20 protein-coding genes and 1 pseudogene are annotated in these 25,044 nt (G+C 35.2%); 5 read left to right on the plus strand and 16 right to left on the minus strand.

Annotated features, from left to right (window positions below; translation table 11 throughout):
* Positions 1–71 precede the first annotated feature (71 nt).
* Positions 72–800: a LytTR family transcriptional regulator DNA-binding domain-containing protein gene (locus QJV49_RS05970; protein ID WP_225512550.1), complete on the minus strand. Its 729-nt coding sequence runs from the start codon at positions 798–800 to the stop codon at positions 72–74.
* A gap of 192 nt (positions 801–992) precedes the next feature.
* Between QJV49_RS05970 and QJV49_RS05975 the strand changes: the two genes are divergently transcribed.
* From QJV49_RS05975 to QJV49_RS05985, 3 genes are read left to right on the plus strand one after another with little or no spacing between them, the layout of a single operon-like run.
* A complete protein-coding gene (locus QJV49_RS05975; protein ID WP_057720374.1) occupies positions 993–1,214 on the plus strand; it encodes a YqgQ family protein in 222 nt (73 codons plus the stop codon).
* A 33-nt stretch (positions 1,215–1,247) separates the two neighbouring features.
* The gene (locus QJV49_RS05980) at positions 1,248–2,219 is read left to right on the plus strand and encodes an ROK family glucokinase (protein WP_015427121.1); all 972 of its coding nucleotides are present in this window, start codon (positions 1,248–1,250) and stop codon (positions 2,217–2,219) included.
* Positions 2,220–2,221: 2 nt separating this feature from the next.
* Positions 2,222–2,608, plus strand: coding sequence for a rhodanese-like domain-containing protein (locus QJV49_RS05985; protein ID WP_225512549.1), 387 nt, complete (start codon positions 2,222–2,224; stop codon positions 2,606–2,608).
* An 80-nt stretch (positions 2,609–2,688) separates the two neighbouring features.
* Here the strand turns inward: QJV49_RS05985 and QJV49_RS05990 are convergent, their stop codons facing one another.
* Positions 2,689–3,135, minus strand: a complete 447-nt coding sequence (locus QJV49_RS05990) for a DNA starvation/stationary phase protection protein (protein WP_004254538.1) — start codon at positions 3,133–3,135, stop codon at positions 2,689–2,691.
* 166 nt (positions 3,136–3,301) lie between these two features.
* Between QJV49_RS05990 and QJV49_RS05995 the strand changes: the two genes are divergently transcribed.
* Positions 3,302–3,967: an A24 family peptidase gene (locus QJV49_RS05995; RefSeq protein WP_225512548.1), complete on the plus strand. Its 666-nt coding sequence runs from the start codon at positions 3,302–3,304 to the stop codon at positions 3,965–3,967.
* Here QJV49_RS05995 and dinB read toward each other — a convergent pair.
* The 10 genes from dinB to argS form a co-directional block, all read right to left on the minus strand.
* A complete protein-coding gene (dinB, locus tag QJV49_RS06000; RefSeq protein ID WP_225512547.1) occupies positions 3,918–5,012 on the minus strand; it encodes a DNA polymerase IV in 1,095 nt (364 codons plus the stop codon). The two genes, QJV49_RS05995 and dinB, sit on opposite strands and share 50 nt — an antisense overlap.
* 76 nt (positions 5,013–5,088) lie before the next feature.
* Positions 5,089–5,580, minus strand: coding sequence for a prolyl-tRNA synthetase associated domain-containing protein (locus QJV49_RS06005; protein ID WP_225512546.1), 492 nt, complete (start codon positions 5,578–5,580; stop codon positions 5,089–5,091).
* 77 nt (positions 5,581–5,657) lie between these two features.
* Positions 5,658–7,151, minus strand: a complete 1,494-nt coding sequence (locus QJV49_RS06010; protein ID WP_225512545.1) for a basic amino acid/polyamine antiporter — start codon at positions 7,149–7,151, stop codon at positions 5,658–5,660.
* Positions 7,152–7,342: 191 nt separating this feature from the next.
* The gene (locus tag QJV49_RS06015) at positions 7,343–8,473 is read right to left on the minus strand and encodes an aminotransferase (protein ID WP_225512544.1); all 1,131 of its coding nucleotides are present in this window, start codon (positions 8,471–8,473) and stop codon (positions 7,343–7,345) included.
* A gap of 262 nt (positions 8,474–8,735) precedes the next feature.
* A complete protein-coding gene (gene arcC, locus QJV49_RS06020) occupies positions 8,736–9,680 on the minus strand; it encodes a carbamate kinase (protein WP_012898533.1) in 945 nt (314 codons plus the stop codon).
* A gap of 30 nt (positions 9,681–9,710) precedes the next feature.
* Entirely contained in the window at positions 9,711–10,655 is a 945-nt protein-coding gene (gene arcC, locus QJV49_RS06025) for a carbamate kinase (protein ID WP_225512543.1), read from the minus strand.
* A gap of 16 nt (positions 10,656–10,671) precedes the next feature.
* Positions 10,672–12,252 carry a basic amino acid/polyamine antiporter gene (locus QJV49_RS06030; protein WP_225512542.1) on the minus strand — a complete coding sequence of 527 codons (1,581 nt, stop codon included), beginning with the start codon at positions 12,250–12,252 and terminating at the stop codon, positions 10,672–10,674.
* A gap of 130 nt (positions 12,253–12,382) precedes the next feature.
* Entirely contained in the window at positions 12,383–13,447 is a 1,065-nt protein-coding gene (argF, locus tag QJV49_RS06035) for an ornithine carbamoyltransferase (protein ID WP_021723095.1), read from the minus strand.
* 169 nt (positions 13,448–13,616) lie between these two features.
* A complete protein-coding gene (gene arcA / locus QJV49_RS06040; RefSeq protein WP_225512541.1) occupies positions 13,617–14,849 on the minus strand; it encodes an arginine deiminase in 1,233 nt (410 codons plus the stop codon).
* Positions 14,850–15,150: 301 nt separating this feature from the next.
* Complete coding sequence (gene argS, locus QJV49_RS06045; RefSeq protein WP_225512540.1) at positions 15,151–16,845, minus strand: arginine--tRNA ligase; 1,695 nt, start codon at positions 16,843–16,845, stop codon at positions 15,151–15,153.
* A gap of 67 nt (positions 16,846–16,912) precedes the next feature.
* Here argS and argR point away from each other — a divergent pair, with 67 nt between their 5' ends.
* Positions 16,913–17,371: an arginine repressor gene (argR, locus tag QJV49_RS06050; protein ID WP_021723092.1), complete on the plus strand. Its 459-nt coding sequence runs from the start codon at positions 16,913–16,915 to the stop codon at positions 17,369–17,371.
* 177 nt (positions 17,372–17,548) lie between these two features.
* On the opposite strand, the gene murC is transcribed toward argR, so the two are convergent.
* From murC to spxB, 4 genes and pseudogenes are all read right to left on the minus strand, one after another.
* Positions 17,549–18,880, minus strand: a complete 1,332-nt coding sequence (murC, locus tag QJV49_RS06055; protein ID WP_225512581.1) for a UDP-N-acetylmuramate--L-alanine ligase — start codon at positions 18,878–18,880, stop codon at positions 17,549–17,551.
* 203 nt (positions 18,881–19,083) lie between these two features.
* Positions 19,084–19,683, minus strand: a complete 600-nt coding sequence (locus tag QJV49_RS06060; RefSeq protein WP_225512539.1) for a hypothetical protein — start codon at positions 19,681–19,683, stop codon at positions 19,084–19,086.
* Between the two features lie 214 nt (positions 19,684–19,897).
* Complete coding sequence (locus QJV49_RS06065; protein WP_017865107.1) at positions 19,898–23,002, minus strand: DEAD/DEAH box helicase; 3,105 nt, start codon at positions 23,000–23,002, stop codon at positions 19,898–19,900.
* A gap of 325 nt (positions 23,003–23,327) precedes the next feature.
* A pseudogene (gene spxB / locus QJV49_RS06070) lies at positions 23,328–25,030 on the minus strand (pyruvate oxidase).
* Positions 25,031–25,044 lie beyond the last annotated feature (14 nt).

Here is a 25,044-nt window from a genome sequence, read left to right on the forward strand (position 1 = left end):
GAAATTGAGTTTTCTGTGATGAAATTGCGTTTTTATCAGGCAAATACAAAAATCACCCTAAAAAAGAGTGATTATTTTATTCGTTTTGATTGTTTTTTGAGTTCCTTTAACTCTTTTTTGCAAACCATTGGTGCTTTGATTTTTTTCAAGCTTTGTTCGAAACATAGCGTCAACCCGTCTTCTTCAATTCGACGAATTTTATTTGTATCAACGAGTAAACCGCGCCCAAGTGCAAGTAAATTGGGAATTTTCTTTTTTACATCAGAAATCGTACCACGAACTAAACATTCATTATCTTTTGTGATGGCTCTAAGATAATTTCGATGTGTTTTGTCCGCTTCAATATATAAAAGAGAATCTATCGAAATTGGATAGCCACTGATTTCGACAATATTTAGCTCATTTGTAAAACAGTAGAGCAACACTTTCTTAATCATTTCTCTAACTTCAGTATCAGAGTCACTGGCCACAGTCATTTGAGTCCATAACGGAGAGGTAGTAAAGTTCAATAATTCATCTTTTAAGTCAGGATTATCAGTATAGATAAGAAAAAATGCCTTACTTTCTAACTTCTGTATTTTTTTCAGTATTTCGAACTCTTCTTTTTGTGCAATTTTTATAAAACAAGTCTTAACTTCATTAAGGTAAATTTGAAGAAATTTATAGACATGCTGATGATTATAGAATACCATCGTTGCATCGATCTCATCTTTTATCCCGAGTTCTTTTTCATTTTCAAGAACAAATCTCTCCAAGCGATTTACTGCATAAAAGTTCGCATCAATCAAAATTCTATTCATTTTTTTACCTTCAACAAGTAAATTTTAACTATAATCTTATTCCAAAAGCATCATTACCATTAAATATCTTTTTAGTTACGTTTTCAAATTATATTGTATTATACCATTTTATAAGCAAATTCTGCGCTATTCGCTCTCTTTTACATATAGCTTGGACTTGAAAGCCTTTATCAAATACGGTAAAATGTAGTAATGAAAACTCTCTATGACGTGCAAGAAATGCTGAAAAAATATGGATATATCAATCTTTTTCCAGATCGTTTGGATGCGATTGCTTTTATGCAAATTGAATTAGGAAAAATGCTTGAATCAGGAATATTTCAAAAAAGCGACCATGACTATTTGACTGCTCGCTTGATTTTGGCACGTGAAGAGAGAATTGAAAAGAAAAAATCTACGAACAATAAAAAATGATTCTTTTTTTATTGTCAGATTGGAGAAAAAAACATGACTGCAAGTAAAATTATCGGTATCGACCTTGGTGGAACTTCAATTAAATTTGGAATTTTAACACTCGATGGTGAGGTTCAAGATAAATGGTCTATTCCGACAAATATTTTAGAAGATGGAAAACATATCGTTCCTGATATTATTGAATCAATCAACCACCGTTTAAGCCTTTATAACTTGGACAAATCTGAATTTCTTGGAATTGGAATGGGAACACCGGGTTCAGTAAATATTTCTGAAAGTACTGTCAAAGCTGCTTTTAACTTGAACTGGGCAGATACTCAAGAAGTAGGTAAACCAATCTCTGAAGGTGTTGGTCTTCCATTCATTTTGGATAACGATGCTAACGTTGCTGCTCTTGGTGAACGGTGGGTAGGGGCAGGTGAAAATAATCCTGATGTTGTTTTCATTACTCTTGGAACTGGTGTTGGTGGCGGAATTATCGCTTCAGGTGAGCTTGTTCATGGTGTTGCTGGAGCTGGCGGCGAAATTGGCCACATTTGCGTTGATCCTGATGGTTTTGAATGTACTTGTGGGAACCGCGGTTGCTTGGAAACAGTAACTTCTGCAACAGGTATCGTTCGTTTAGCTCGTAAATTTGCTGAAGAATACGAAGGTGATTCTACTATTAAAGCAGCTATTGATAATGGTGATGAAGTGACTTCTAAAGACATCTTCTTTGCAGCTCAAGAAGGAGACCACTTTAGTTTATCTGTGGTTGATAAATTTGCCTATTATCTTGGTTTTGCTTGTGCAAACCTTGGTTCCACTTTGAACCCTGCTTCCATCGTTATCGGTGGTGGTGTTTCTGCTGCTGGAGAATTCTTACGTGAAAAAGTTGAAAAATACTTCACTAAATATGCCTTTTCAACGGTTCGTAACTCAAGTAAAATCAAACTTGCTGTCCTCGGAAATGACGCTGGAATTATCGGTGCCGCAAGTCTTGCTCTTAAATTTAAAGGAGAATAATTTTGGTTATTATTATCATTGATATCATTCTTGTTTTAGTAATTATCGGAATGTTTGTCTATCCTCGTTGGAATCTTCGTCGTAATGCTAAACTTGTTGAAGAAGCTGAGTTTGCTCGTTTAATGCCTACTTCTCAATTAATTGATATTCGTGAAGCAAAAGATTTTCGTATTAAACATATTCTTGGTGCTCGTAATCTTCCTGCTGGACAAATTGACCAAAGTTTAAATGCCTTAAGTAAACATAAACCTGTACTCCTTTATGAAAATGGTCGTCCTGTTGGCGGAGCAAAAGTTGCTAAAAAACTAAAAAAAGCTGGCATTCCTGAAGTTTATATCCTTAAAAGTGGTTTGAATTCTTGGAATGGTAAAACTAAATCTGGTATCTAATTACTAATCGTCTTATTAGTAAATTTCAAATAAAAAACTCTCTATCATTAACTGACAGAGAGTTTTTATTTATAAAGTAATTAACCTACTTCAGCTTCAATCATCCAAAGTGTTTTTTCAATATCTCCAAGTGCAGTCGTATATAAGTCAACTGTCACATCATCACCATCATCACCAGCAATTTTAATGCCATCTTTGAAGAGTTGAGTCAAATATTTGTAAGCAACAATCAATTCTTTCACACGTTCTGAATTAGATTTTCCCCAAACGGCGGGAGTCATTTCAATTTTAGAATTTTTATCAAATTCTGCTAAGGTTGAAACTGGAGAACCACCAATAGTGATTAGACGTTCTGCAAATTCGTCCAAATGTTCATCCAATTGATCTTTCAATTCATCCATTTTTGGGTGTAGGTAAAGGAAACCAGGTCCACGTAAATACCAGTGGATTTGATGAACAAGTGCTGATGCTTTTGATAAATCAGCAACTGTTTGATTTAAAACTTCTTGTGTGTGTTCATTTGACATAACTAACCTCCATTTTTTAAATATTAAATGTCACAAAGAGACTTAATATTAACTTTTCTATAAATATATTATAAACCAATGAGATTTTTTTCTCAAATGATTTACTTATTTTCTTTTTTCGCTATATTTAAAGTTACAATTCTTCATTTATTTCGTATAGATTAGTATGGACATTTTATTTATATTTGTAATTGGAAGTATTTTTGGCTCATTTTTTGGCTTAATAGTTGACCGCATTCCACTAAAAAAATCGATCATTTTTGGACGCTCACATTGTGATTCTTGTCATCAACTTTTAGCCTATCGTGATCTAATTCCTATTTTTTCTCAAATAAGATCGAGGTCACAGTGTCCTTATTGTAAAAGTAAAATTCCATATCTATATGTTTTTTTGGAGTTCTCATCAGCTTTAGCTTTTGTTTTAGCTTGGATAAATTATCTTGAACCTAGCCAATTTTTACTGATTATTCTTTCAATAATTTTATCTGCTTTTGATTATCGTCAGCATAGTTTTCCTTTTATTATCTGGTTTATTTTTGCACTCAGTTTTATTTTAATATTTCCTCTTTCTCCCTTTTTCTATTTTTGGCTTATTTTAGCCTTTTTAGCTGAAAAATTCAATTTAAGAGTTGGCAGTGGTGATTTTTTATGGTTTTTTACCGCTTCATTTTCGTTAACTTTCTTAAACGAAATGCTGCTCCTTCAAATTGCTTGTTCACTTGGTATCATTTATTATCTAATCACAAAAAAACGAGCTGAAATTGCCTTCATCCCGTTTCTAACTATTGCATATCTAATGTTGCTTTTTGGTCACCAAATTCTGTCACCGTAACCCCTAAGAGCCTTACTCCTAAACTTTCATCATATTCAAGTTCTTCAAATATCTCTTGTGCTACTTCTGCAATTTCTTCTGAACCTTCTAACTTTTCTACTAAAGATTTTCTTTTTGTCAATGTTGTAAAATCAGAATATCTCAATTTTAAAATGACAATACTTCCTTTTAATTGATGACTCTTTAATGAGTCGGAAACTTTGCCAGAAATTTTACTCAACTCTGCTTTAATATCATCTGGAAGATATAATAATTTACCGTAAGTTCGTTCTTTTCCAACTGACTTTCGCTCACGGTAATTTTTGACTTTCGAGTTATGTATTCCATTGGCCTTTTGATAAAGTTCCCAACCATAAACTCCGAATCTTTCAGCTAAATCAACTGGGTCGGCTTTTTGTAAATCTCCCCCGTTAAAGAAACCTAGTGCGTGTAATTTAGGAACTGTGGCTTTTCCAACACCGTGAAATTTTTCCACCGGTAATTTTGCTAAAAATTCTAATGCTTCTTCTGGCATAATTAAGGTTAAGCCATGGGGCTTTTTATAATCAGATGCAATTTTCGCTAAAAATTTATTATAAGAAACTCCTGCAGAACAGGTTAAGCCTAACTCAACAAAGATATCATGTTGAATCAACTTAGCAATTTTAATTGCTGATTGAGCACCGATTTTATTTTCTGTTACATCTAAATAGGCCTCATCAATTGAAGCTGCTTCAATATCATCGGTGTAACGTTTAAAGATTTCACGAACTTGTTTACTTACTTTTGTGTATTTTTCATAGTTTCCTGAAATAAAAATAGCTTGTGGGCAAAGATCATAAGCTTCCTTAGCGCTCATCGCTGAATGTATTCCAAAAGCACGCGCTTCATAAGAACAAGTTGAAACCACACCACGCCCACCTGTCTGTAGTGGATTCCTAGCAATAACAACCGGCTTTCCTTTTAGGCTCGGATTATCACGCACCTCAACAGACGCAAAAAAGGCATCCATATCGATATGAATGATTTTTCGAGAAGTATCATTGATGAGGGGGAAAGTTAACATATTGCTATTATACAAGAATTAGTTTTTAGACTCAATAGATTGATTAAAAAAACTCTTAACAAGTAAGAGTTTTAACTTATAAATCAATAATTTGATAATCATAGTCCTGCGACTTCAAAATTGTAAAACATGCGTCCATCGCAAAGAAAATCGTTTTAGTATTATCATTAGGATGAAAAGTTTGAATTTGATAATCATCAAGCATTTGTTGGTCAAAATAAATATGCATATTATCATAATGTTTACCAACAAGCCCAAAAAGAGAAACGATTCCCGAGTTTAATCCAAGCATATCTTCTAATCGTTCTTCAGAGACAAAATGAAGTCTTTTCACTCCAATAATTTCTCCCAAGCGCTTCATATCAACCTGCTTAGCATCATCCATAATTATCATATAGAACTGGGTAGACTTTTTATTAGCTAAAATTAAAGTTTTGGAACGACAACCTTCATAATCTTTAATGTAGTTATCCGACTCCTCAGTTGAATGGCTTGCTGGATGCTCTACTATATTATAAGGAATTTCAAGCTCAGCTAATAATTCCTTAACTTCTGAAAAAGTTCTCATCAATTCTCTCCTTTGCTCCCTTTTAGAAAAATACCGATAAAATTAATTTATATAAGACAACTTATTTTATATTTTGTTTAGTAGCCTAATAATCCCCTAAGATCTAAAGCTGTTCCTGATTTTGCGCCACAAATCAAAACTAGAATTGCTAAAACTCCTAATAAGGCCACAATGAACATTCCTGTCCACTCCTTAGCTGATATTGATTGTAGACTTTCTTTTTTAGCTTTAATAAATAAAATGAAACCAATCGTATAAAGGATCATCGCCAACCAAACATATTGCCAACCTGAAAGATAAAGGGCAAGAGCTTGGAAAGCAAAGGTGAAAAATCCTATTAAAATATTTTTAATTGAACCTTCTTTAATCCCAATTTTAAGAAGATATGCTCCAACCAAAGCATAACAAATCATAATTACAGCCGTTGCCATGTAAATAAAGACATTATAGGCATTGGCTACAAAATATGTAATGATAATAAAAATTTGAATCATCAGCTGAGTTATAAGTAAAGAATTACTTGGAGCGTGATATTTATTCAGCTTACCAAACCAACTTGGCAATAGCTTTTGCTCTGCCAATTGCTGTGTCGCCTCAACTGGTAACATTGTCCACGAAAGCCAAGCTCCTAATAAGGAAATGATTAATCCGATTGCCATCAGACTTCCGCCCCAGCCACCGACCATCTCGTTAAGAATATAAACTAAGCCTGGCGCCTTAACATTTGCCAAACTTGCCTGGTCCATATAACCGTAAGGAAGTAATGATAAAAGGACATAAATGACAAGCAAAACTGCCAGACCAATAATTGTCGCTTTAGCTGTGTCCGATTTTTTCTTTGCCCGATTTCCCATCATTGCTGCGCCTTCAATCCCGACAAATACCCAAACCATAACCATCAGCGAGCCTTTAATTTGATCAAGAAGCCCACCAGCAGTCATCGCATGCCAAACTAGACTTTTAACTGACCCATCCGCAGCTAGATTGCTTGTAAAGGTTTGCCAAAAGTGTTGAGTGAAAACATCAGCTTTAAATAGGATAATCCCTGTAATTGAAAATACAACTAAGGGAATGAGTTTTGCAATCATAACAACCGCATTTACAAGTGCAGCAGTTTCTACTCCTCGGTCAACCAGAAACATTAAAATCCATGAGATTATTGAAACAATAATTACCGATAAAACAGTCAACGAACCATTAGAATTAGCAAATTTACCAGGGAAAAAATAATCAGCAGATGTCATCATTAAAACTGCAAAACCAATTGTTCCAGTCCAAGCTGAAATCCAATAACCCCAACCTGATAGGAAACCTACAAAGTCTCCAAATCCTTCTCGGGCATAATCAGAAACTCCTGAAAGTTTAGGTCTAATTGTAATCAGTCGATTAAAACTCAAGACAAGCATTAAAATCCCAAAACCAATAAAGAGCCATGAAATCATAACTCCACCAGGCGTTGAACCATTGGCGAGGTCATTGGCAAGGTTGAAAACTCCACCTCCAATTGCTCCAGAAATAATAATCGCTATTAGTGCAAAAAGGCTAATCCCTTTTGTTTTCTTGTTTTCCATTTACTCACTTTCTACTATATTAATCATAAATTCCCTATAATTAAATTTATATAATACCATTATAAATATAAAACAGTCTCTTGAATATAGAGACTATTTTATATTCTTCAATTATAATTATACCAACAATTCTTTATTATACACTTTTTATACATTTTAGTAAAACAGAAATGTATTTTATAAAAAATATATCAACCTTGATATTCTCTCAAAAATTCAGATAAGCGTTTAAGACCTTGACGTAAGGTTGCTTCATCTGTGCAATATCCTATTCTCGCATAGCCAGGTAAATCAAAACGATTTCCAGGAATAATTAAGACTCCTTTTTCGCGAAGAAGTTGGATTGCAAAATCTTCAGTTTTTGTCGGGTCAAGTTGTTCAAATTTAACAAAGCTTACAGATACCACATTGGGATAGACCATTGAAACTAAGGGTTCATTTTCCACCCATTCTTTCAAAATTGATAGATTACCTTTGACAATTTTACGAGCGCGTTCAAGTACTTTATCTTTATGTTTTAATACTAAAGCCGCTACTGCATCATCAAAGACTCCTGTACAAATCAAGGTATAATCCCGAATTTTTCTAAATTCATTACAAAGGTCACGGTCTTGAGTGGCTACCCAACCCACACGAATTCCTGGTACAGAATAAGTTTTAGAAATAGAGTTAGTTGATATTCCTTTTTCGTATAAATCAGCAATAGGTGAATAAGGCGTTTCTTCATCTAGTGGAAGATAAACTTCATCACAAAGAATATAAGCATCAACACTACGTGCAATTTCAACCACTTCTGACAAAAATTTAGGACTCATAATTGCTCCGGTTGGTTGGGCCGCATTGTTTAAACAAATAAGTTTCGTATTGCTTTTAACTAAACGACGTAATTCTTCAATTTGTGGCAACCAATTATTTTCTTCTTTGATATGCCAATAATCAACTTGAGCACCTAAGGTTTTGGGCCAATCATATAATTGTTGATAAGAAGGGTATTGAGCAATCACATGATCACCTTGGCCGATTAATCCTAAAATTGTAAGGAAATTTGCTCCGGTAGCCCCATTTGTAGATAAAATATTATCCTCTGGCACTCTTTTATAAAGTTTTGCCACTTCTGATTTAAAGGCTGGTGAACCCTCAATCCAACCATAACTAAATTTTTCTTTCATCATCTGTGACATAAAAGCTTTGCCATTGTCTTCTTCAAAGGCCAAAACTTCTTCCAAAGATAGTGAATCAATGGTTGACTGAGCAATATCAATCGTTGCAGATTTTTCCCAAACATTGAGCCAGTCTTCACAACCAAATTGTACAAGTTCCATAAGTTTTATTTGCAAATTTAAATATTTTTTAACGAAAATTTTTTTAAATTTGTCTTCCTCTCTTTATTTTTTACTGACAGATTTAGTGATCATTTTACCTTAATGTTTATAGCTGATACTCGCATTTTGTCAGTAACTTTATCAATATAAATCGTTTACATGTTAATTGTACAATAATTATTGATAAAATATCGGAAAGTTTATCGATTTTTAGATTACATTTATAAAAAAATGCTACATCAAAAATGTAGCATTTTTATCTTTAAGGAATAATCTTTGTTCCTGAATCATTGTTGAGGAAGTCTTCAAGATTTTCCAAAGAAGTAATTGTTGCAGGACGTCCTGTACGGGCAACAAATTCCATTGCTGCTTCTACTTTTGGAAGCATTGAACCTGCAGCAAATTGACCTTCTTCAATATAAGCTTTCATTTCTGCCATTGTTACTGTTTCTAGTTTTTTCTGATTAGGTTTATTGAAATTAACAAAAACATTATCTACCGCAGTCAAAATCAAAAGATTGTCTGCTTCAACAAGTTCAGCTACTTTCGCTGCTGAAAAGTCTTTATCAATAACAGCTTCAACCCCTTCATAACCATCTTTAGTTTCAATGACAGGAATTCCTCCACCACCAGATACAGTCACCAAAACGCTTGATGAAATCAGTGGCTTAATCGCCTCGGCCTCAACGATACGTGTTGGCTTAGGGCTTGGAACTACCCTTCGATAACCACGGCCAGAATCTTCAACAAATACCCAGTCGGGGTATTGAGCTTTCATTTCTGCCAATCCTTTTTCATCATAGAATGGACCAATTGGTTTAGTAGGTTTTTCAAAAGCTTGGTCATCTTTATCAACAACTGTACGAGTCACTACAGAGATGACTGGAACACGTTCCATATTATTTTTTATCAAAGCTCTTGTAAAAGCTTGACCCATCCAAAATCCGATTTGTCCTTGAGTCATTGCAACAGCTGTATCAATTGGCATTGCTGGATTTTTAGGACTATCCGCCGCTAATTGTTGCAATAAAAGATTTCCGACTTGTGGTCCGTTACCATGAGTGACAACCATTTCCACATCATTATTTCTAATAAGGGGAATTAATTGTTCTGCTGTTGTTTCAAGTGCTTTTTCTTGCGCTTTTGCTGTTGGGTCATCTGTTAAAATAGCGTTACCACCTAGGGCTACGACCATACGTCTTACCATAAAATTATTTCTCCTCTATCTTTTTCTTATTTAAGGAACAATTCTCGTTCCACTACCAGATTTGACAAAATTTCCAACATTGTCAAGGCTAGTAATTGTAGCAGTCTTACCTGTTCGTTCAACAAAACTGACAGCTGCTTCGACTTTCGGTCCCATTGAACCTTTTGCAAAACGTTCTTCGTCAACATATTTGCGCATTTCAGAAACTTTGACTGTTTCCAAATGAACTTGGTTTTCTTTCCCATAGTTCAAATAAACGTCACCACCACTTGTCAAAATCAAAAGTTCGTCTGCTCCAACCATTTCAGCTAGTTTAGCTGCAGAGAAATCTTTGTCAATCACGGCTTCAACGCCTTTATAACCATTACCATCTTTAATGACGGGAATTCCACCACCGCCAGAAGCAATCAATAGACTACCAGATTCTAAGATTGGTCCAAAAGCTTTAGCTTCAATAATTTCAAGTGGCTTAGGACTTGGAACAACTCGGCGATATCCACGACCAGCGTCTTCCATCACTTCCCAATCAGGAAATTGCTTCTTAATTTCTGGCAATTGCTCTTCTGTGTAAAAAGGACCAATTGGTTTACTAGCATTTTTAAAAGCTGGATCATTTTCATCAACCAATGTTTGAGTCACTGCTGAAATAACTGGATAACGCTCCAATCCATTATTTGCCATTGCTCTTGTAAATGCTTGAACCGTCCAAAAGCCAATCTCACCTTGGGTCATTGCTCCAACTGTATCCAATGGCATAGCTGGATTTTTTTCACTATCTGAACCTAGTTGTTGTAATAGTAAGTTTCCAACCTGTGGTCCATTTCCATGAGTCACAACCATTTGCCGGTCATTATCTTTAATTAATGGAATCAATTGTTCAGCTGTAACTTCAAGTGCTTCTTTTTGAGCCTTTGCTGATGGGTCTTTTGACAGAATAGCATTCCCACCAAGGGCTACAACAATACGCCTTACCATTTCTGTACCCCTTTGCTTAATTTTTTATTTCTTTTTTGTTAATATCGCTACGAACGACGAAGTAAACAATAAATGTCACTACAATCAGTGGAACAACAGCAACAAGTAATGTATTACCATCAATTCCAAGGGCATCTTGCAATCCAAGCCAGTTTCCATATACTCCAAAAACAGCAAGAATTCCTAAAACTGTTAAAACAAAAGTTGCTATTAACTCTGCCGTAGACATTTTAGTACCATATTCTTTTTTACCTAAGGCATAAAGAATGAAACCAACAGCATAGAGAATTAGTGAAAGCCAAACAAATTGCCAACCTGAATAGTACAATGCTAAAATTTGGAAAGCAGCTGCGATGAAACCAATCACAATATTACTTGTTTTCTTTTCCTGAATCCCTAATTTAAAGAGGTATAAACCAACTAAGGCGTAACAAATCATGATAACAGCAGTACAAAGGTAAACAAAGACATTGTAAGCATCAGCTACAAAATAAGTGACAATCAAGAAGATTTGAACAATTAATTGTGTCAACAAAAGTGAGTTTTTAGGTGCACCTTTGTCATTAAGTTTACCAAACCAACTAGGAAGTAATTTTTGTTCTGACAATTGTTGTGTTGCCTCAACTGGAAGCATTGTCCATGATAACCAAGCACCAAGAAGTGAAATCACTAGACCGATAGCCATTAGTGAGCCACCCCAACCACCAACCATGGCGTTCAAAATATGAACTAAGCCAGGTTGACCTGTGTTTGCTAACTCTTGTTGACTCATAAAACCAAATGGTAATAATGAGAGCAAGATGTAAATTACTAGCAAGGCAATTAAACCAAGAATTGAAGCTTTACCGGCATCTGATTTACGTTTTGCACGGTCACCCATCATGGCGGCCCCTTCGATTCCGACAAAGACCCAAATCATAACCATGAGCGAACCTTTGACTTGACTGAATAAATCTCCACCAGTCATATTAGACCAAGTTAGGCTCTTGATTACACCATCAGCATTTGTATTCGCAACGAAATTTTGCCAGAAGTGAGCACTGAATACTCCAGCTTTAAAGGTTACTATTCCAGCAATTACAAAAACAAACAAGGGAATCAATTTTGCAATAAGTACAATTGCATTAATGGCAGCGGCCCCTTCAACACCTCGCATAACAAGTAAGGTCAATCCCCACGAAATAATTGAAACAACAATTACTGACAGAATGGTCAAAGAACCATTCTTAGCTTGAAAAACGCCGGGGAAGAAATAGTCAACGGAAGTCATCATCAAAACAGCAAAGGCAATGTTACCTGCCCAGGCAGATAACCAATAACCCCAACCTGAGATAAAACCAACCATATTACCAAAACCAGCACGTGCATAATCTGATACACCTGAAAGTTCAGGTTTATTTACCACCAAATGATTCAGTGATAAAACCAACATTAAGATACCAAAACCAATAACGATCCATGAAATGACAACACCACCAGGTGAGGCATTTGTTGCTAAATCGTTAGAGAGATTGAATACCCCACCACCAATCGCTCCAGAAACAATAATCGCAACTAAAGCAGCAAGGCCAATTCCTTTTTTATTTTCTGCGTCCATATCAATCCTTTCAGTGATTTCAACCGTCAAAACAGTCTAATTTTATCTTAGACTGCTTTCAACGACTTAAATCAAAATTTGTCAGTTTACTGACAGCTCTGTCAGTAAACTGACAAATTATCTATTTTAATTATTTAAAATCTTCAGGAACTGCTGGGATAAATAAATTACCCAAAGTTGCAGCCATGATTGCTTTGATAGAGTGCATACGATTTTCTGCTTCCTCAAATTGGCGAGCATATTTAGAACGGAAAACTTCGTCAGTCACTTCCATTTCTGTCAAACCATATTTTTCTTTGATTTCTTTACCATATTCAGTTTCAGTATCGTGGAATGCTGGTAAGCAGTGCATAAAGATCAATTGACCATTGTCAGCATTTCCAGTCATTTTAAGCATATCCATTGTGATACGGTATGGAGTCAAAAGTTTAACACGTTCTTCCCAGTTAGATTCTCCCATTGATACCCAAACATCTGAATAAATAATATTTGCGCCTTTAACTCCTTCTTCAATATTTGAAGTTGCAAGAGGTTTAGCACCTGATTTTTCAGCAAATTTATTTGCAATATCCATAACTTCTTTAGAAGGATGAAGTGAATCAGGAGCAACAATATGAACATTTACACCAAGCATAGAACCAGTTACGATAAGTGAGTTCGCCATGTTGTTACGACCATCACCTACGTAGACTAATGTCAAACCTTTAAGATGTCCAAAGTTTTCTTTAACAGTCATAAAGTCTGCAATCATTTGCGTTGGATGCCAATCATCTGTCAAACCATTCCAAACTGGAACACCAGAGTATTTTGCCAAATCTTCAACTTCTTTTTGAGAGAATCCACGACGTTCGATAGCATCAAACATTGATCCAAGCACGCGAGCTGTGTCTTCTGTTGATTCTTTAATTCCCAATTGAATATCGTTTGCCCCAAGGTATTCTGGATGAGCACCAAGGTCGATGGCAGCAGTTGTAAAGGCAGCACGTGTACGAGTTGAAGTCTTTGCAAATAGCAAGGCAATATTTTTACCTTCAAGGTAGTGGTGAGGAATATTTTGTTGTTTCAATGCTTTCAAATGAAGCCCAAAATCAACAAGGTAGTTAATTTCAGCTGGTGTAAAATCTTTTTCAGCAAGTAAGCTGCGACCTTGGAATACTGAGTTTACTTCTGCTTTTGTAATAAGTGGTGATGTCATTATTTTTTCTTCCTTTTTCTATTTTTATTATGTCTAATGATTTTTTTAAATTACATCGACGAGCTACTAATCCGTTCTTCACTTGATAATTTAATTATCAAATCCTAATTTAAAAACGTTTATTCGTAAATTTATCAATTTGACTTACTAACATTTTGTATTCTTTAAATTACAAATCTTCACGCCAAAGTGGTTGTGACATACAACGTGCGCCACCGCGGCCACGCCCAAGTTCACTTGAAAGAATTTCATGAACTTTGATTCCATGTTCTTTCAATAATTCAATGGTTACATAGTTACGGTCGTAAGTAACAATTTCCCCTGGTGCGATAGCGAGTGTATTTGAACCATCATTCCATTGTTCGCGAGGAGCGGCAATTGGATCACCTCCACCACATTCGATTAAGTCAAGTTCTGACAGATTCAAGACTTTCTTGAGTGCTGCTTTAAGGTCAGTTAAATGTTCAATTTCAACTTCGCCATCTTTACCAGGACGAAGAATAAAGACGTTGATATTACCAGCACCATCCATAATTCCTGGGAAGACAGTAAATTGATCATGGTTAATCATTGTAAATACTGTATCCAAATGCATCATTGCATGGTTATGTGGAATTTCAACCGCAAGTACAGTGTCAAATGTTGAAAGTGGGTTTGCAAACAATTCCTTAGCAAGATTTTGAATTGTTTTAGATGAAGTACGTTCTGAAACACCGATAGCTACTGTTGTCTTGTTGAGAATTAATTCATCACCACCTTCGATACGAGTTGTATGGTTACGATCACGCCAGATCGGAGTATCTTTGAAACGTGGGTGATTAGCCATAACATACTCTGTAATCAAGCTTTCAGGTTGACGAGCTGGGAAGGTCATTTTATTAATAGTCATTCCGACACCCATTGAAGCTTGTGGGTCACGTGTGAAGTAGGCATTTGGTAATGGATTGAGGTAGAAATAATTCTCTGCATCAGATCCTGCCATATCGCTAAGTGCTGTACGTTTGATATCCAATTCATTTTTACGAACACCAGCATAGATTTTTTCGACCATATCTTTTGTTGACATTGAAGTCAAATATTCAGTCAAGCCATCATATGTGCGTCCTGGACGATAACCCGCTTCGTGTAATAAGTGACTTAAGAACTCTTCTTTTGTTTCAGATGATTTTTCAAAAACTTCCGTCGCAAGATTTTCGATATAAACAGTTTCTGCACCATTATCACGCAATGTTTGAGCAAAGAAATCATGCTCTTTTTGAGCAATTTTGAGATATGGAATATCATCAAATAAAAGTTGTTTCATTGTGTCTGGGGTAATATTTTCAACTTCCGCACCTGGGCGGTGGAGGAGGACTGATTTTAATTTCCCAATTTCTGAGTTAACATTAATTCCATTGTTCATTTTGGAGTATCCTTTCTGATTTCGATTCGGTATTATTGGAATCGTTTACAAGGAAATTATACATCTATGCACATTTTTTGTCAAGCACTTATGCTACACTTTACAAAGGTTTATTCATTTATACATGTTTTTTTATATTCTGATAATTTCACGTTTATTCATTTCTTTTGTTATCATGCGATTCTTAGGCTTTTATTAAAAAAGCTTATTTTACAAAAGTGTTTTAAAAAGGCAACAAAAAAATCTCTTATCATGAAGAATTAAATCCTTTTGATAAGAGATTAAGTGATAAATTTATTTTTTACATATTTTCAGGTGCAGCAACCCCAAGAAGACGCAATGCTTCTTTCAAAACGATTGAAGTAGCGCTAATCAAGGCCAAACGGCCATCCAATTGGGCATCATCTTCTAAAATGCGAACATGAGCATAATATTTGTTAAAAGCTTGCGCAAGCGAAATTGCATATTTAGCAATAACAGATGGTTCATAATTATCTGCAGCACGTTTAACAACATTTGGGAATTCTTTTAATGCTTTAACAATTTCCCAAGCTTCAGCGTCAGAAACTGCGAGAGAAATATTATTAATATCTACCTTACGGTTTGCTTTACGTAAAATTGATTGAATACGAGCATGTGCATATTGAACATAAGGGCCTGTTTCGCCTTCAAATGAAACCATTTCGTCCAAGTCAAAGTCGTAACCGTTATTTCTATCAGTTTTTAAGTCATAAAATTTAACAGCACCAACCCCAACTTGTTTGGCAACTTCTTCTTTATTTTCCAAATTAGGATTTTTTGCTTCAATTTGTTTTTCAGCACGATCAACTGCTTCGTCAAGTGCCATTTCCAATTTCACGACATGTCCTTTACGAGTTGAGAATTTTTTCCCACCTTGAGTCACCATACCAAATGGAACATGAACCATGTCATCAGACCAATCGTAACCAGCTTCTTTCAAAACTGCTTTCAATTGTTTAAAGTGATTGGTTTGTTCGCCCCCAACAACATAAAGAGATTTCACAAAATTGAAAGTTTTTTTACGGTAAACTGCTGTTGCAAGATCACGTGTAATATAGAGTGTTGCACCATCTGTTTTCTTAATCAAAGCTGGATTGAGGTTATATTTTTCAAGGTCCACAATCAAAGCACCTTTTGATTCGTGTAAAAGATTCTTGCTCTCTAAATCTTCAACAATGGCATCCATTTTATCGCTATAGAAACTTTCACCCATGAAATGGTCAAAACTTACACCAAGTTTTCCGTAAATACGGTTAAATTCAATCAAAGAAACATCTGAGAACCATTTCCAAATACGAAGTGCTTCTTCATCGCCTTGTTCCATTTTAAGGAACCATTGACGTCCTTCTTCATCGACTTCTGGATCTTCTTTTGCTTCAGCATTAATTTTGACATAAAGTTTCAAGAGTTCATCAATCGGATTAGCTGTAATTGTAGCTTCGTCACCATATTTCTTGTAAGCTGTAATCAAAAGGCCAAATTGTTTACCCCAGTCACCCAAGTGATTGATTTTAATTGGCTGATAACCCAATTTTTCATAAATTTTTGCGATTGAATCCCCGATAACAGTTGAACGTAAATGCCCAATTGAAAATGGTTTTGCAATATTTGGCGCAGACATGTCAATCGGAACATTACCTCCTTGACCAATATTTGCATCACCATAATGTTTGCCTTCTGTCAAAACTTCTCGAATTACTTCTGAGGCAGTTGCATTTTTATCAAGGAAAAAGTTAACATATGGTCCTACTGCGATAACTTTCTCAAAGCCTTTTGTATCTATCTTCTCAGCAATTTCTCCAGCAATGATTTGTGGAGATTTTCGGAGAGTTTTGGCCAATTGAAAAGCTGGAAATGCTAAATCTCCTAAATCTGACGATTTAGGTTTTTCGATAATAGCCGCGATTTGTTCTACTCCAAGAACACCATCGATTGCAGCAGACAGTGCTTGGCTTACTAATTGTTTTTCATCCATTCACTAATTATACAGAAAAAACACTAATTTTGTCAATATATAGTCCATTATATGGTATAATTATGCTATGAAAAGAGATAAAAGATTAGAAATTATTAAAGAAATTGTGACAAATAATAAAATATCGACTCAAGAAGAGCTTCAATCTCTATTATTAGAACGCGGTGTAGAGGTAACACAAGCTACTTTATCAAGAGATATCAGAAAATTAAATATTATAAAAAAACGGGATAAAGGAGAGAGTTTTTACTCATTTTTGACATCTGGCAATTCCAAAATTAATTCTGATTTACAGTTGTATTTTTATAATTTTGTTATTTCAGCAAAATCTGTCGGAGCTTTAGTGGTTATTCGGACAAAATTGGGTGAGGCCGATGTGTTGGCGAATGCTTTAGATGACGAACGTGATAGTCGGACAGATATTTTAGGTACAATTGCCGGAGCAGATACTCTGCTCGTTATTTGTGCGTCCGAAAAAGATGCAAATATTCTGACGGCAGAAATAAAGTATATTTTATTAGGATAATTTCTAGTAAGTTAAGGTTCGTTTAAGCGTTTACATTTATACTCATATTACTCCCTAAATAATTTCTTCATAAACCCCTTTGATTCAAGTCGCACTCTCGTGACTTGAATTTTTTACTAACAGATTTCTAATAAATTAAAAAGTACTGAGCCAAAAACTGTCAGTACTTTTTTCATTTTATTGTAAGTTAGTTGAGATTTGACTAAGCAATTTTTCAAAAGCAAGTTCATATTTTTGAATATTTCCTGCTCCCATAAAGACGTAAACCCCACGGTCATGGTCCAACAATGGCGAAACATTGTCAAGGTCAATTACTTTGGCTGGTTTACGAACTTTGTCAGCTAAATCTTGTGCTGTAATTTCATGATGGTCTACTTCACGTGCTGAACCGTAAATTTGAGCAAGGTAAACGGTATCCGCATGGTCAAGCACCTCTGCAAATTCGTCAGCAAAAGCAATTGTTCTAGTAAAAGTATGAGGTTGGAAAACAGCAACAATTTCACGGTCCGGATATTTTTGACGAGCAGCATCCAATGTCGCTTCAATCTCAGTTGGATGATGAGCAAAGTCATCGATAATAACTGTCTCACCCACTTTTTTCTCCGTAAATCGGCGTTTTACACCACGGAAAGTTAATAAGTGGTCAGCGACTTCTGTCATATCCAAGCCAAGATTATGACAAACAGCCACTACTGATAATGCATTCAATACATTGTGTTTACCATAAGCTGGAACGACAAAATGACCAATTTTCTCACCGCGGAAATAAGCATCAAAAGATGAACCTCGTGTACTTCTGACTAAATTTTCAGCACGATAGTCATCGTTGGCTTCAAATCCATAATAGTAAATAGGTGCTTTGGCAGTCAATTTACGTAAGTTTACATCCTCACCATAAGCAAAAATTCCTTTTTTGATATTGTTTGCATAATCTTGGAAAGCTGATGTGACATCTTCAATTCCTTCAAAATAATCAGGATGGTCAAAGTCAATATTTGTCATGATTGTGTATTCAGGATGATAAGGCATGAAATGGCGTTCGTATTCGTCAGATTCAAAGACAAAATATTCACTGCCAGCATTCCCGCGACCAGTTCCATCACCAATCAAGTAAGAAGTATCTACAATATTAGACATTACATGTGCCAACATTCCAGTTGTTGAAGTTTTACCGTGCGCACCGGCAACACCAATGCTAGTAAAGTCCTCCATAAAATGTCCCAAAAATTCATGGTAACGTTTGAACGGAAAACCATTTTTATGTGCAAAAGCAATTTCAACATTATTATCATCGCGAAAAGCATTCCCAGCAATCAATTCAAATTCGGGTTTAATATTTTTTTCGTCAAAAGGCAAAAGTGGTACTCCAGCTTGTTCAAGACCACGTTGCGTGAAAAAGTAATCTGTTGAATCCGAACCTTGAACCTTTTTCCCCATTTGATGTAACATTAACGCAAGTGCGCTCATACCTGAGCCTTTAATACCGGTAAAATGATATGTTTTTTCCATGATAAAATTTTCTGTCAGTAATTCTACTTCTTTGTCAATCACTGACAGAAATTTCCCTTCTTTTCTTACAATTATTTTTTTATTTACTTAAATTTTTATGAGCTCAAAGACACACAAAATAACTGACAAGTAATATCTCCAAAGTAAATTTTACCATAATAAAATTTAACTTCTCTGTCAGTCTTTTCATTTAAAATTGAAAATTAAACGATTCCACGGTCAAAGATATTTTTCCGCTTATTTTCAAAATAACTTCCTTTTTGTGTATCATTAGCAGCTCCTCCATGCGGAGTTGCTTTTTTCATCCCAGATCCACCCTTAGCAACTGCATCAGAAATATTCATCCCTTGCTTTTTCATATCCCGAATCGGGTTATCATTAACTGAAGGTCGCTTATTCAAAATTGCAGAAGTTGAACGACGTACTGTTATATCTTCCTTGTCACGCTCCAATGGTGAAACATACTGTTTAGGAGGCTTTGGAAGTGTTGCTGCTGCACGTTTTGCACGTTCTTTTGATTCGTCAACGCTAGTTTTCTTAGGCATTTTATCATAGGAACTTACGCCGTCATGATTAGAGTTTAACGGACGATGCTGTGTGCTAAAGCTTGTTTTAGCTTTATAAGGTTTGAAACTCTCAGGTCTCTTGGCATCAGTTTTTGGCTTATTATTTTCAATTGAAGCTTCATCCTGGAGGCTAGGATTTCTCGTCAGCAACTGCTGGTTAGTAAAAATCACCCGAGTATCTTTTTGAAGCGCTTCGTCATCACCAATAACCGGAAATACCACTCTTCTTTCTACCATGTTTTGCCCTACTTTTTATAGTTTATTTAATTTCTTAATTTATGTTTTCAACTCTTTACAAATAATTATGAAACTTAATCAAAGATTGACAAAAGCTGCCTTTCTTTACTATCAAAGAGTTTTTCACTTGATTTGTAGACTACCAAATTAGTCTTTACTCTTTAAGATAACCGTTTCAATATCCATTATAGCTTAATTTCTTTGTTTTTTAAAGTTAAACTCCAAGAATTTCACGAATTTCTGCTTCACTGAGGACTTTGTCGACTGTATCGCCTTCTAAAACATTAGCAATCAAATCCTTTTTACGTTCTTGGATTTCCATAATTTTTTCTTCAATTGTTCCTTTGGTAATCAAACGAATGACTTCTACCGTATTTTTTTGCCCCATTCGATGGGCACGCGCAATAGCCTGTTCTTCAACAGCCGGGTTCCACCACAAGTCAACCAAAATAACGACATCGGCACTGGTTAAATTAAGCCCAACACCACCGGCTTTTAGTGAAACTAAGAAAGCATCACGACTACCAGCGTTGAAGGCCTGAACCATTGAAAGTCGGTCTTTAATTGGAGTAGAACCAGTCAGTTTATAAGCTGTCATTTCTTGTTCTTCCATCAACTTTTCAATATGTGGAAAAACTTTTGTAAATTGAGAAAAAATCAAAGGGCGATGGCCTGAATCTTTAATTTGTGCCAGTAATTCTCGTAAACGTTCAAGTTTTCCAGAACTTCCTTTATAGTCATCCATGAATAAAGCTGGCGTATTACAAATTTGTCTTAGACGGGTAATACCTGCTAAAATTTCAATTCTTGAACGAGATAAAGCTGCGCTATCCATTTCCAAAACTTGTTTTTGCATCAATTCGAGTTGTGCTAAATAGATTACTTTTTGATCATCAGCTAATTGGTTATAGACCGTAATTTCCATTTTTTCTGGAAGTTCTTCAAGCACATCTTCTTTTTTACGACGCATAATGAAAGGCTGAATCAATCTTGAGATAACAGATGGTTCCATCTTATTGAATTTTTCACGTTTTGGTAAAAAGCCTGGCATCACCACTTGGAAAATGGCCCAAATTTCTTCAATTCGATTTTCTAGTGGTGTTCCTGAAAGGGCAAAGGTATGTTCAACATTCAGAGCAGATAGTGATTTATTGGTTTTACTACTATAATTTTTGACAACTTGAGCTTCATCCAAAAGTAAGTAATTCAATTTTTTATCCTGATAGTCTTCAAAATCTTTCAAGAAGCTACCATAACTTGTGATATATATTTGATGTTTTTCTTGAATTTCTTTACTTCGCTCGGCTTTTGTCCCGTCAATAACAGCAAAATCAATCTCATCAGTAAATTTTTCAAATTCACTTGCCCAGTTATAAGTAAGACTAGCTGGTGCGGTAATTAGAACACTCTCATCTTTTTTCAGATTAGAAAGAATAAAAGTAATCGCTTGAACCGTTTTACCTAATCCCATGTCATCAGCAAGAATTCCTCCCAAATTATAATGAGAGAGCATACTCATCCAGCGAACACCCGTTTCCTGATAAGAACGCAAGGAAGCCTTAATATGTTCTGGTTTCTCGTAAGGAAACTCTTCAGGATGCGTCAAGTGTTGATAGAGTGATTTAAATTTTTCAGAGAAGGAAGCTCCACCAATATTTTCAAATATTTTAGAAATTTGAAAACTTCGATTAATATTAACATGCAAACTGCTTCCTTGAATAACAAATTGGTCGTCAAGTTCATTTAATGCAGCTTTCAAGCGGTCAAATTTTTCATTAAAATGATAAAATTTCCCACTTTCACTGATATAAAATTCAGCATTTTCTTGTAATTTTGCAATAACATTTGCAAATTCACCATCTTCAACCTGAGGAATATCAAAGGAAATATCTAAGAGTCCTCCCTGACTATCAATATGAATTTCAGGAACTTCATCCATTCTCATATTTCTTAAAGTTGGCGACAGTTCAATCTGACCAAGTTTTTGAAAAGCAGGTAAGATTTTCAAAAAGAAATTCTCTGATAAATTTTCTGGAATATTTAATGACGAATTAAAAGCCTTAGCAAACTGCAAACGTTCCATCAGTGCAAAAATCTTTTGCTCTTTACGCAAATCTCTTGAAAATTCTAGGGTTTCTAAATCGTGGAAACTATCTATTGAGAAACTTCCATAATCAAAAGTCATTGCCAAACTAATGGTCTGATCTTCCAACAAATCAAAAGTAAATTTAGCATCAAAAGGTCTGACAACAAAATGGTCTGGCGCTTCAATCTCTCCCAAAGTTGATAATTGTTGAAGAGCCTGAGCTAATTTATCCTTATCAGCATATGAAAATTTAATTTGTGATTTTTTAGCAAATTGCTTATCTAAAACAAGGAGCAGACGCCGTTGTTCTTGATTGAGTTTATAAAATACATTATTGGCATAAAGAAGTGAATAATCATAAAAATTATGATAATCCTCACTGTAGAGTTTCAACTCGATATAATCTTGCTGACTTTCAACCTTAAATTTAAAAATCTCCGAATCATTATCAAGGGCTATAAATGTAAAATAATTGACCGTTCTACCTGTAATCTGAAGTTGATAATTCTCTAAAGCTGAAACTAAGTCCATTGCTTCTTCAAGGAATAAAAATGGAATATTAAGATAACGCCCATTTTTAATATATAAGGATTTGGTAAGTGCTTCATCGGATTTACTATCAATTTTTAAAAGAAAAGTTAAAAATTCTTGACTTGCTTCATCAAAATTATCAAAAAAGAGGTCAATATAGTGTAGAGAACCCAAAGAATACTGACTATAATTTTTTAAAGCACGTAGAAAATAAGGAATATCTTTAATAACGTATGAGCGGCCCAAATTTTTACTTCTTAATTTTAAATCAAAATACAAAAAATAATCCATTGAAAAATAATCATAAAGCTGACTATTATCCTCAATTTGAACTTCGATAGAGTATTGATCCGTATTGAAATTTAATTGTGTCTCACCATTTACAGCATCTAAAAAAGCAACATTTTCACCAAAAAGCGCTCGTTCGGCTCCTTTGATTTCTTTGTCTTTTGTTTCCTGACTTCCTTTATCTTGATTTTTTAGATACTCTTCTATCGCTGCAATGTGTTTGCAATAGCGGTGGTTTTGTTGAAAGACTGCACAAGTACAACTATCTTGCGCGCCATCTAGGTCATAACTTACCTCTTCACCATCAATTTCTGCCGTTAGTTTAAAATCAGTTTCAATTGGGTCATTTAAGAAGCCTTTCGCATAGAGGGCGATTCCCTCACTTCGCACTCGTGCCGGCATCATTCTACTCATATTTTTATATTTTTCCTCGAATCAATTATTTCAAAATTTTGCGTATATTATACCATAATTACCATTTTTTTGCTAGAATCTTCCTCGTTCTTATCAATTTTTTAAATAAGAGATTTTTAAGTAAAGAATGTCCTCCTGTTTTTACTAATTATTCGGTGTCATGGCTTTGACTGATAATCTTATTATAACAAATATTAAAAAGTCCAGCCACACAGCGCTCATCTCCATCTATATTCCTATTTTTTTGATTCCTATTTATTTTTAAAAAATATCAGTAAAAAACGTTAGAGATATTTTCTAACGTTTTTAATATATCAACTATTTTTTATTCTTTAATCAACTTACTAAATGGAATCAATCCTTGAGTTTGATATTCTTTTTCAAATTCAGCAGAATCCAGTTGCAATTGTTCAACAGGTAATGGACGATGGTCAAAGATGTTGACATTAATGACCGTTGGGCGATTAGCTTCTTTAGCTTTTGCAAAAGCCTCTTTTAATTCTGATAAATTATTAACATCAAAACCTAAGGCTCCCAAAGCCGCTGCAGAAGCGCCAAAATTAGCACCTATCAAATCAATTCCTGAGTGTGGTTGTTTGGCATCATCTTGTTCTGCTTCGATAAATCCAAGGCTCTTATTGGTCAAAACAACATTGATAATTGGTAAGTTATATTTGACCTGAGTAAGAATATCAGGCATCACCATTGCCCAAGCTCCGTCACCAGAAATTGACCAAACTTGACGGTCTGGATATTGCGCTTTCGCACCAATTGCTGCAGGTAGAGCATAACCCATTGTCGCATACCAGCCACTTGTTGTGAATTTTTGCTCCTTACTTGTATCAAGAAGTCTCATTCCATCAATTGTTACATTTCCCACATCAACTTGGAAGATGGCGTCATCAGTTGCCATATCATTAATGGCTTTAAAGACAGGTTCTACTTCCAAAGGTGAGCTGTCAATGACTGAACGTTTTTCAAGCCACTCTACCCAATTTTCTTTATCTGCTAATGCTGCACGATACCAATTTGTTTCTGGAAGTTGTTCTCCTACTTCCATTAATTTCTTAATCGTTAGCTTGGCATCTGCCAAAATGGCTAAATCTACTTGATGACGACGTCCAAATTTAGTTCCATCAATATCAACTTGAATATATTTAGCTTCCTTAGGAATAAAGAAACTTTGGAAAGGCATATCTGAACCTAAGAACAAAACAGCATCTGTGTTAGAAGCGATTTCCACCCCAGGTTTTGAGGACACCCGACCAGCTGACCCCATGTAAGCAGGGAAATTGTCAGGAACAATTCCTTTTCCTAAGGCAGAACTCAAAATTGGCGCATGAAGCATTTTTGAAAGTTCCAAGATTTCCTTACGGGCTCCTCTTGTTCCTTGACCAATATAAATCAAAGGGCGTTTTGCTTCTTTTAGTATTTTCCAAGCTTCTTGGATTTTTTCAGTTGCAGGTTCCAGTGGCAAAGGTTTTTGATATAAATTAGCGCTAGAAACATAATTATCCTCAATTTCTTGCCAACCTAAGTCTTTGGGATTGTAATGACAGAAACACCGCGTTTGGCATAGGCTTGACGAATAGCTTCATCAACTACAGCCGGCATTTGTTCTGCTGTCATTACTGTTCTATTATAGACACTGACATCAGCAAACATTGGATTTTCATTTAATTCTTGGAAATAATTAGTATTCATTGCACTCGTTGGAACTTGACCAACCAAGGCAAGTACTGGAACATGGTCATATTGAGCATCATATAATCCATTTAACAAGTGAACAGCTCCTGGTCCTGCTGAACCAAAGGTTACCCCGATTTTCCCGGTTACTTTTGCTTCCCCTACGGCCGCTAAAGCACCCACTTCTTCGTGACGAACTTGAATGTAATTTAATGTGTCTCTTCGGTTATATAATGCGTTCATTGTCGAATCAATTGACCCACCAGGTAAACCGTAAATATTTTTGACACCCCAATCTTCAATAACTTTTAACATTGCATCTGATGCATTTATTTTTGTCATGATATTCTCCTTGA

The sequence above is a fragment of the Lactococcus sp. NH2-7C genome (genome assembly GCF_029953655.1).
GTDB lineage: Bacteria > Bacillota > Bacilli > Lactobacillales > Streptococcaceae > Lactococcus > Lactococcus lactis.

Coding starts and splice junctions, on each gene's coding strand:
- QJV49_RS05970 (WP_225512550.1), bottom strand. CDS start 800: ATGAATAGAATTTTGATTGATGCGAACTTTTATGCAGTAAATCGCTTG.
- QJV49_RS05975 (WP_057720374.1), top strand. CDS start 993: ATGAAAACTCTCTATGACGTGCAAGAAATGCTGAAAAAATATGGATAT.
- QJV49_RS05980 (WP_015427121.1), top strand. CDS start 1,248: ATGACTGCAAGTAAAATTATCGGTATCGACCTTGGTGGAACTTCAATT.
- QJV49_RS05990 (WP_004254538.1), bottom strand. CDS start 3,135: ATGTCAAATGAACACACACAAGAAGTTTTAAATCAAACAGTTGCTGAT.
- QJV49_RS05995 (WP_225512548.1), top strand. CDS start 3,302: ATGGACATTTTATTTATATTTGTAATTGGAAGTATTTTTGGCTCATTT.
- dinB (WP_225512547.1), bottom strand. CDS start 5,012: ATGTTAACTTTCCCCCTCATCAATGATACTTCTCGAAAAATCATTCAT.
- QJV49_RS06005 (WP_225512546.1), bottom strand. CDS start 5,580: ATGAGAACTTTTTCAGAAGTTAAGGAATTATTAGCTGAGCTTGAAATT.
- QJV49_RS06010 (WP_225512545.1), bottom strand. CDS start 7,151: ATGGAAAACAAGAAAACAAAAGGGATTAGCCTTTTTGCACTAATAGCG.
- QJV49_RS06015 (WP_225512544.1), bottom strand. CDS start 8,473: ATGGAACTTGTACAATTTGGTTGTGAAGACTGGCTCAATGTTTGGGAA.
- arcC (WP_012898533.1), bottom strand. CDS start 9,680: ATGGTAAGACGTATGGTCGTAGCCCTAGGTGGTAACGCTATTTTAACA.
- arcC (WP_225512543.1), bottom strand. CDS start 10,655: ATGGTAAGGCGTATTGTTGTAGCCCTTGGTGGGAATGCTATTCTGTCA.
- QJV49_RS06030 (WP_225512542.1), bottom strand. CDS start 12,252: ATGGACGCAGAAAATAAAAAAGGAATTGGCCTTGCTGCTTTAGTTGCG.
- argF (WP_021723095.1), bottom strand. CDS start 13,447: ATGACATCACCACTTATTACAAAAGCAGAAGTAAACTCAGTATTCCAA.
- arcA (WP_225512541.1), bottom strand. CDS start 14,849: ATGAACAATGGAATTAATGTTAACTCAGAAATTGGGAAATTAAAATCA.
- argS (WP_225512540.1), bottom strand. CDS start 16,845: ATGGATGAAAAACAATTAGTAAGCCAAGCACTGTCTGCTGCAATCGAT.
- argR (WP_021723092.1), top strand. CDS start 16,913: ATGAAAAGAGATAAAAGATTAGAAATTATTAAAGAAATTGTGACAAAT.
- murC (WP_225512581.1), bottom strand. CDS start 18,880: ATGGAAAAAACATATCATTTTACCGGTATTAAAGGCTCAGGTATGAGC.
- QJV49_RS06060 (WP_225512539.1), bottom strand. CDS start 19,683: ATGGTAGAAAGAAGAGTGGTATTTCCGGTTATTGGTGATGACGAAGCG.
- QJV49_RS06065 (WP_017865107.1), bottom strand. CDS start 23,002: ATGAGTAGAATGATGCCGGCACGAGTGCGAAGTGAGGGAATCGCCCTC.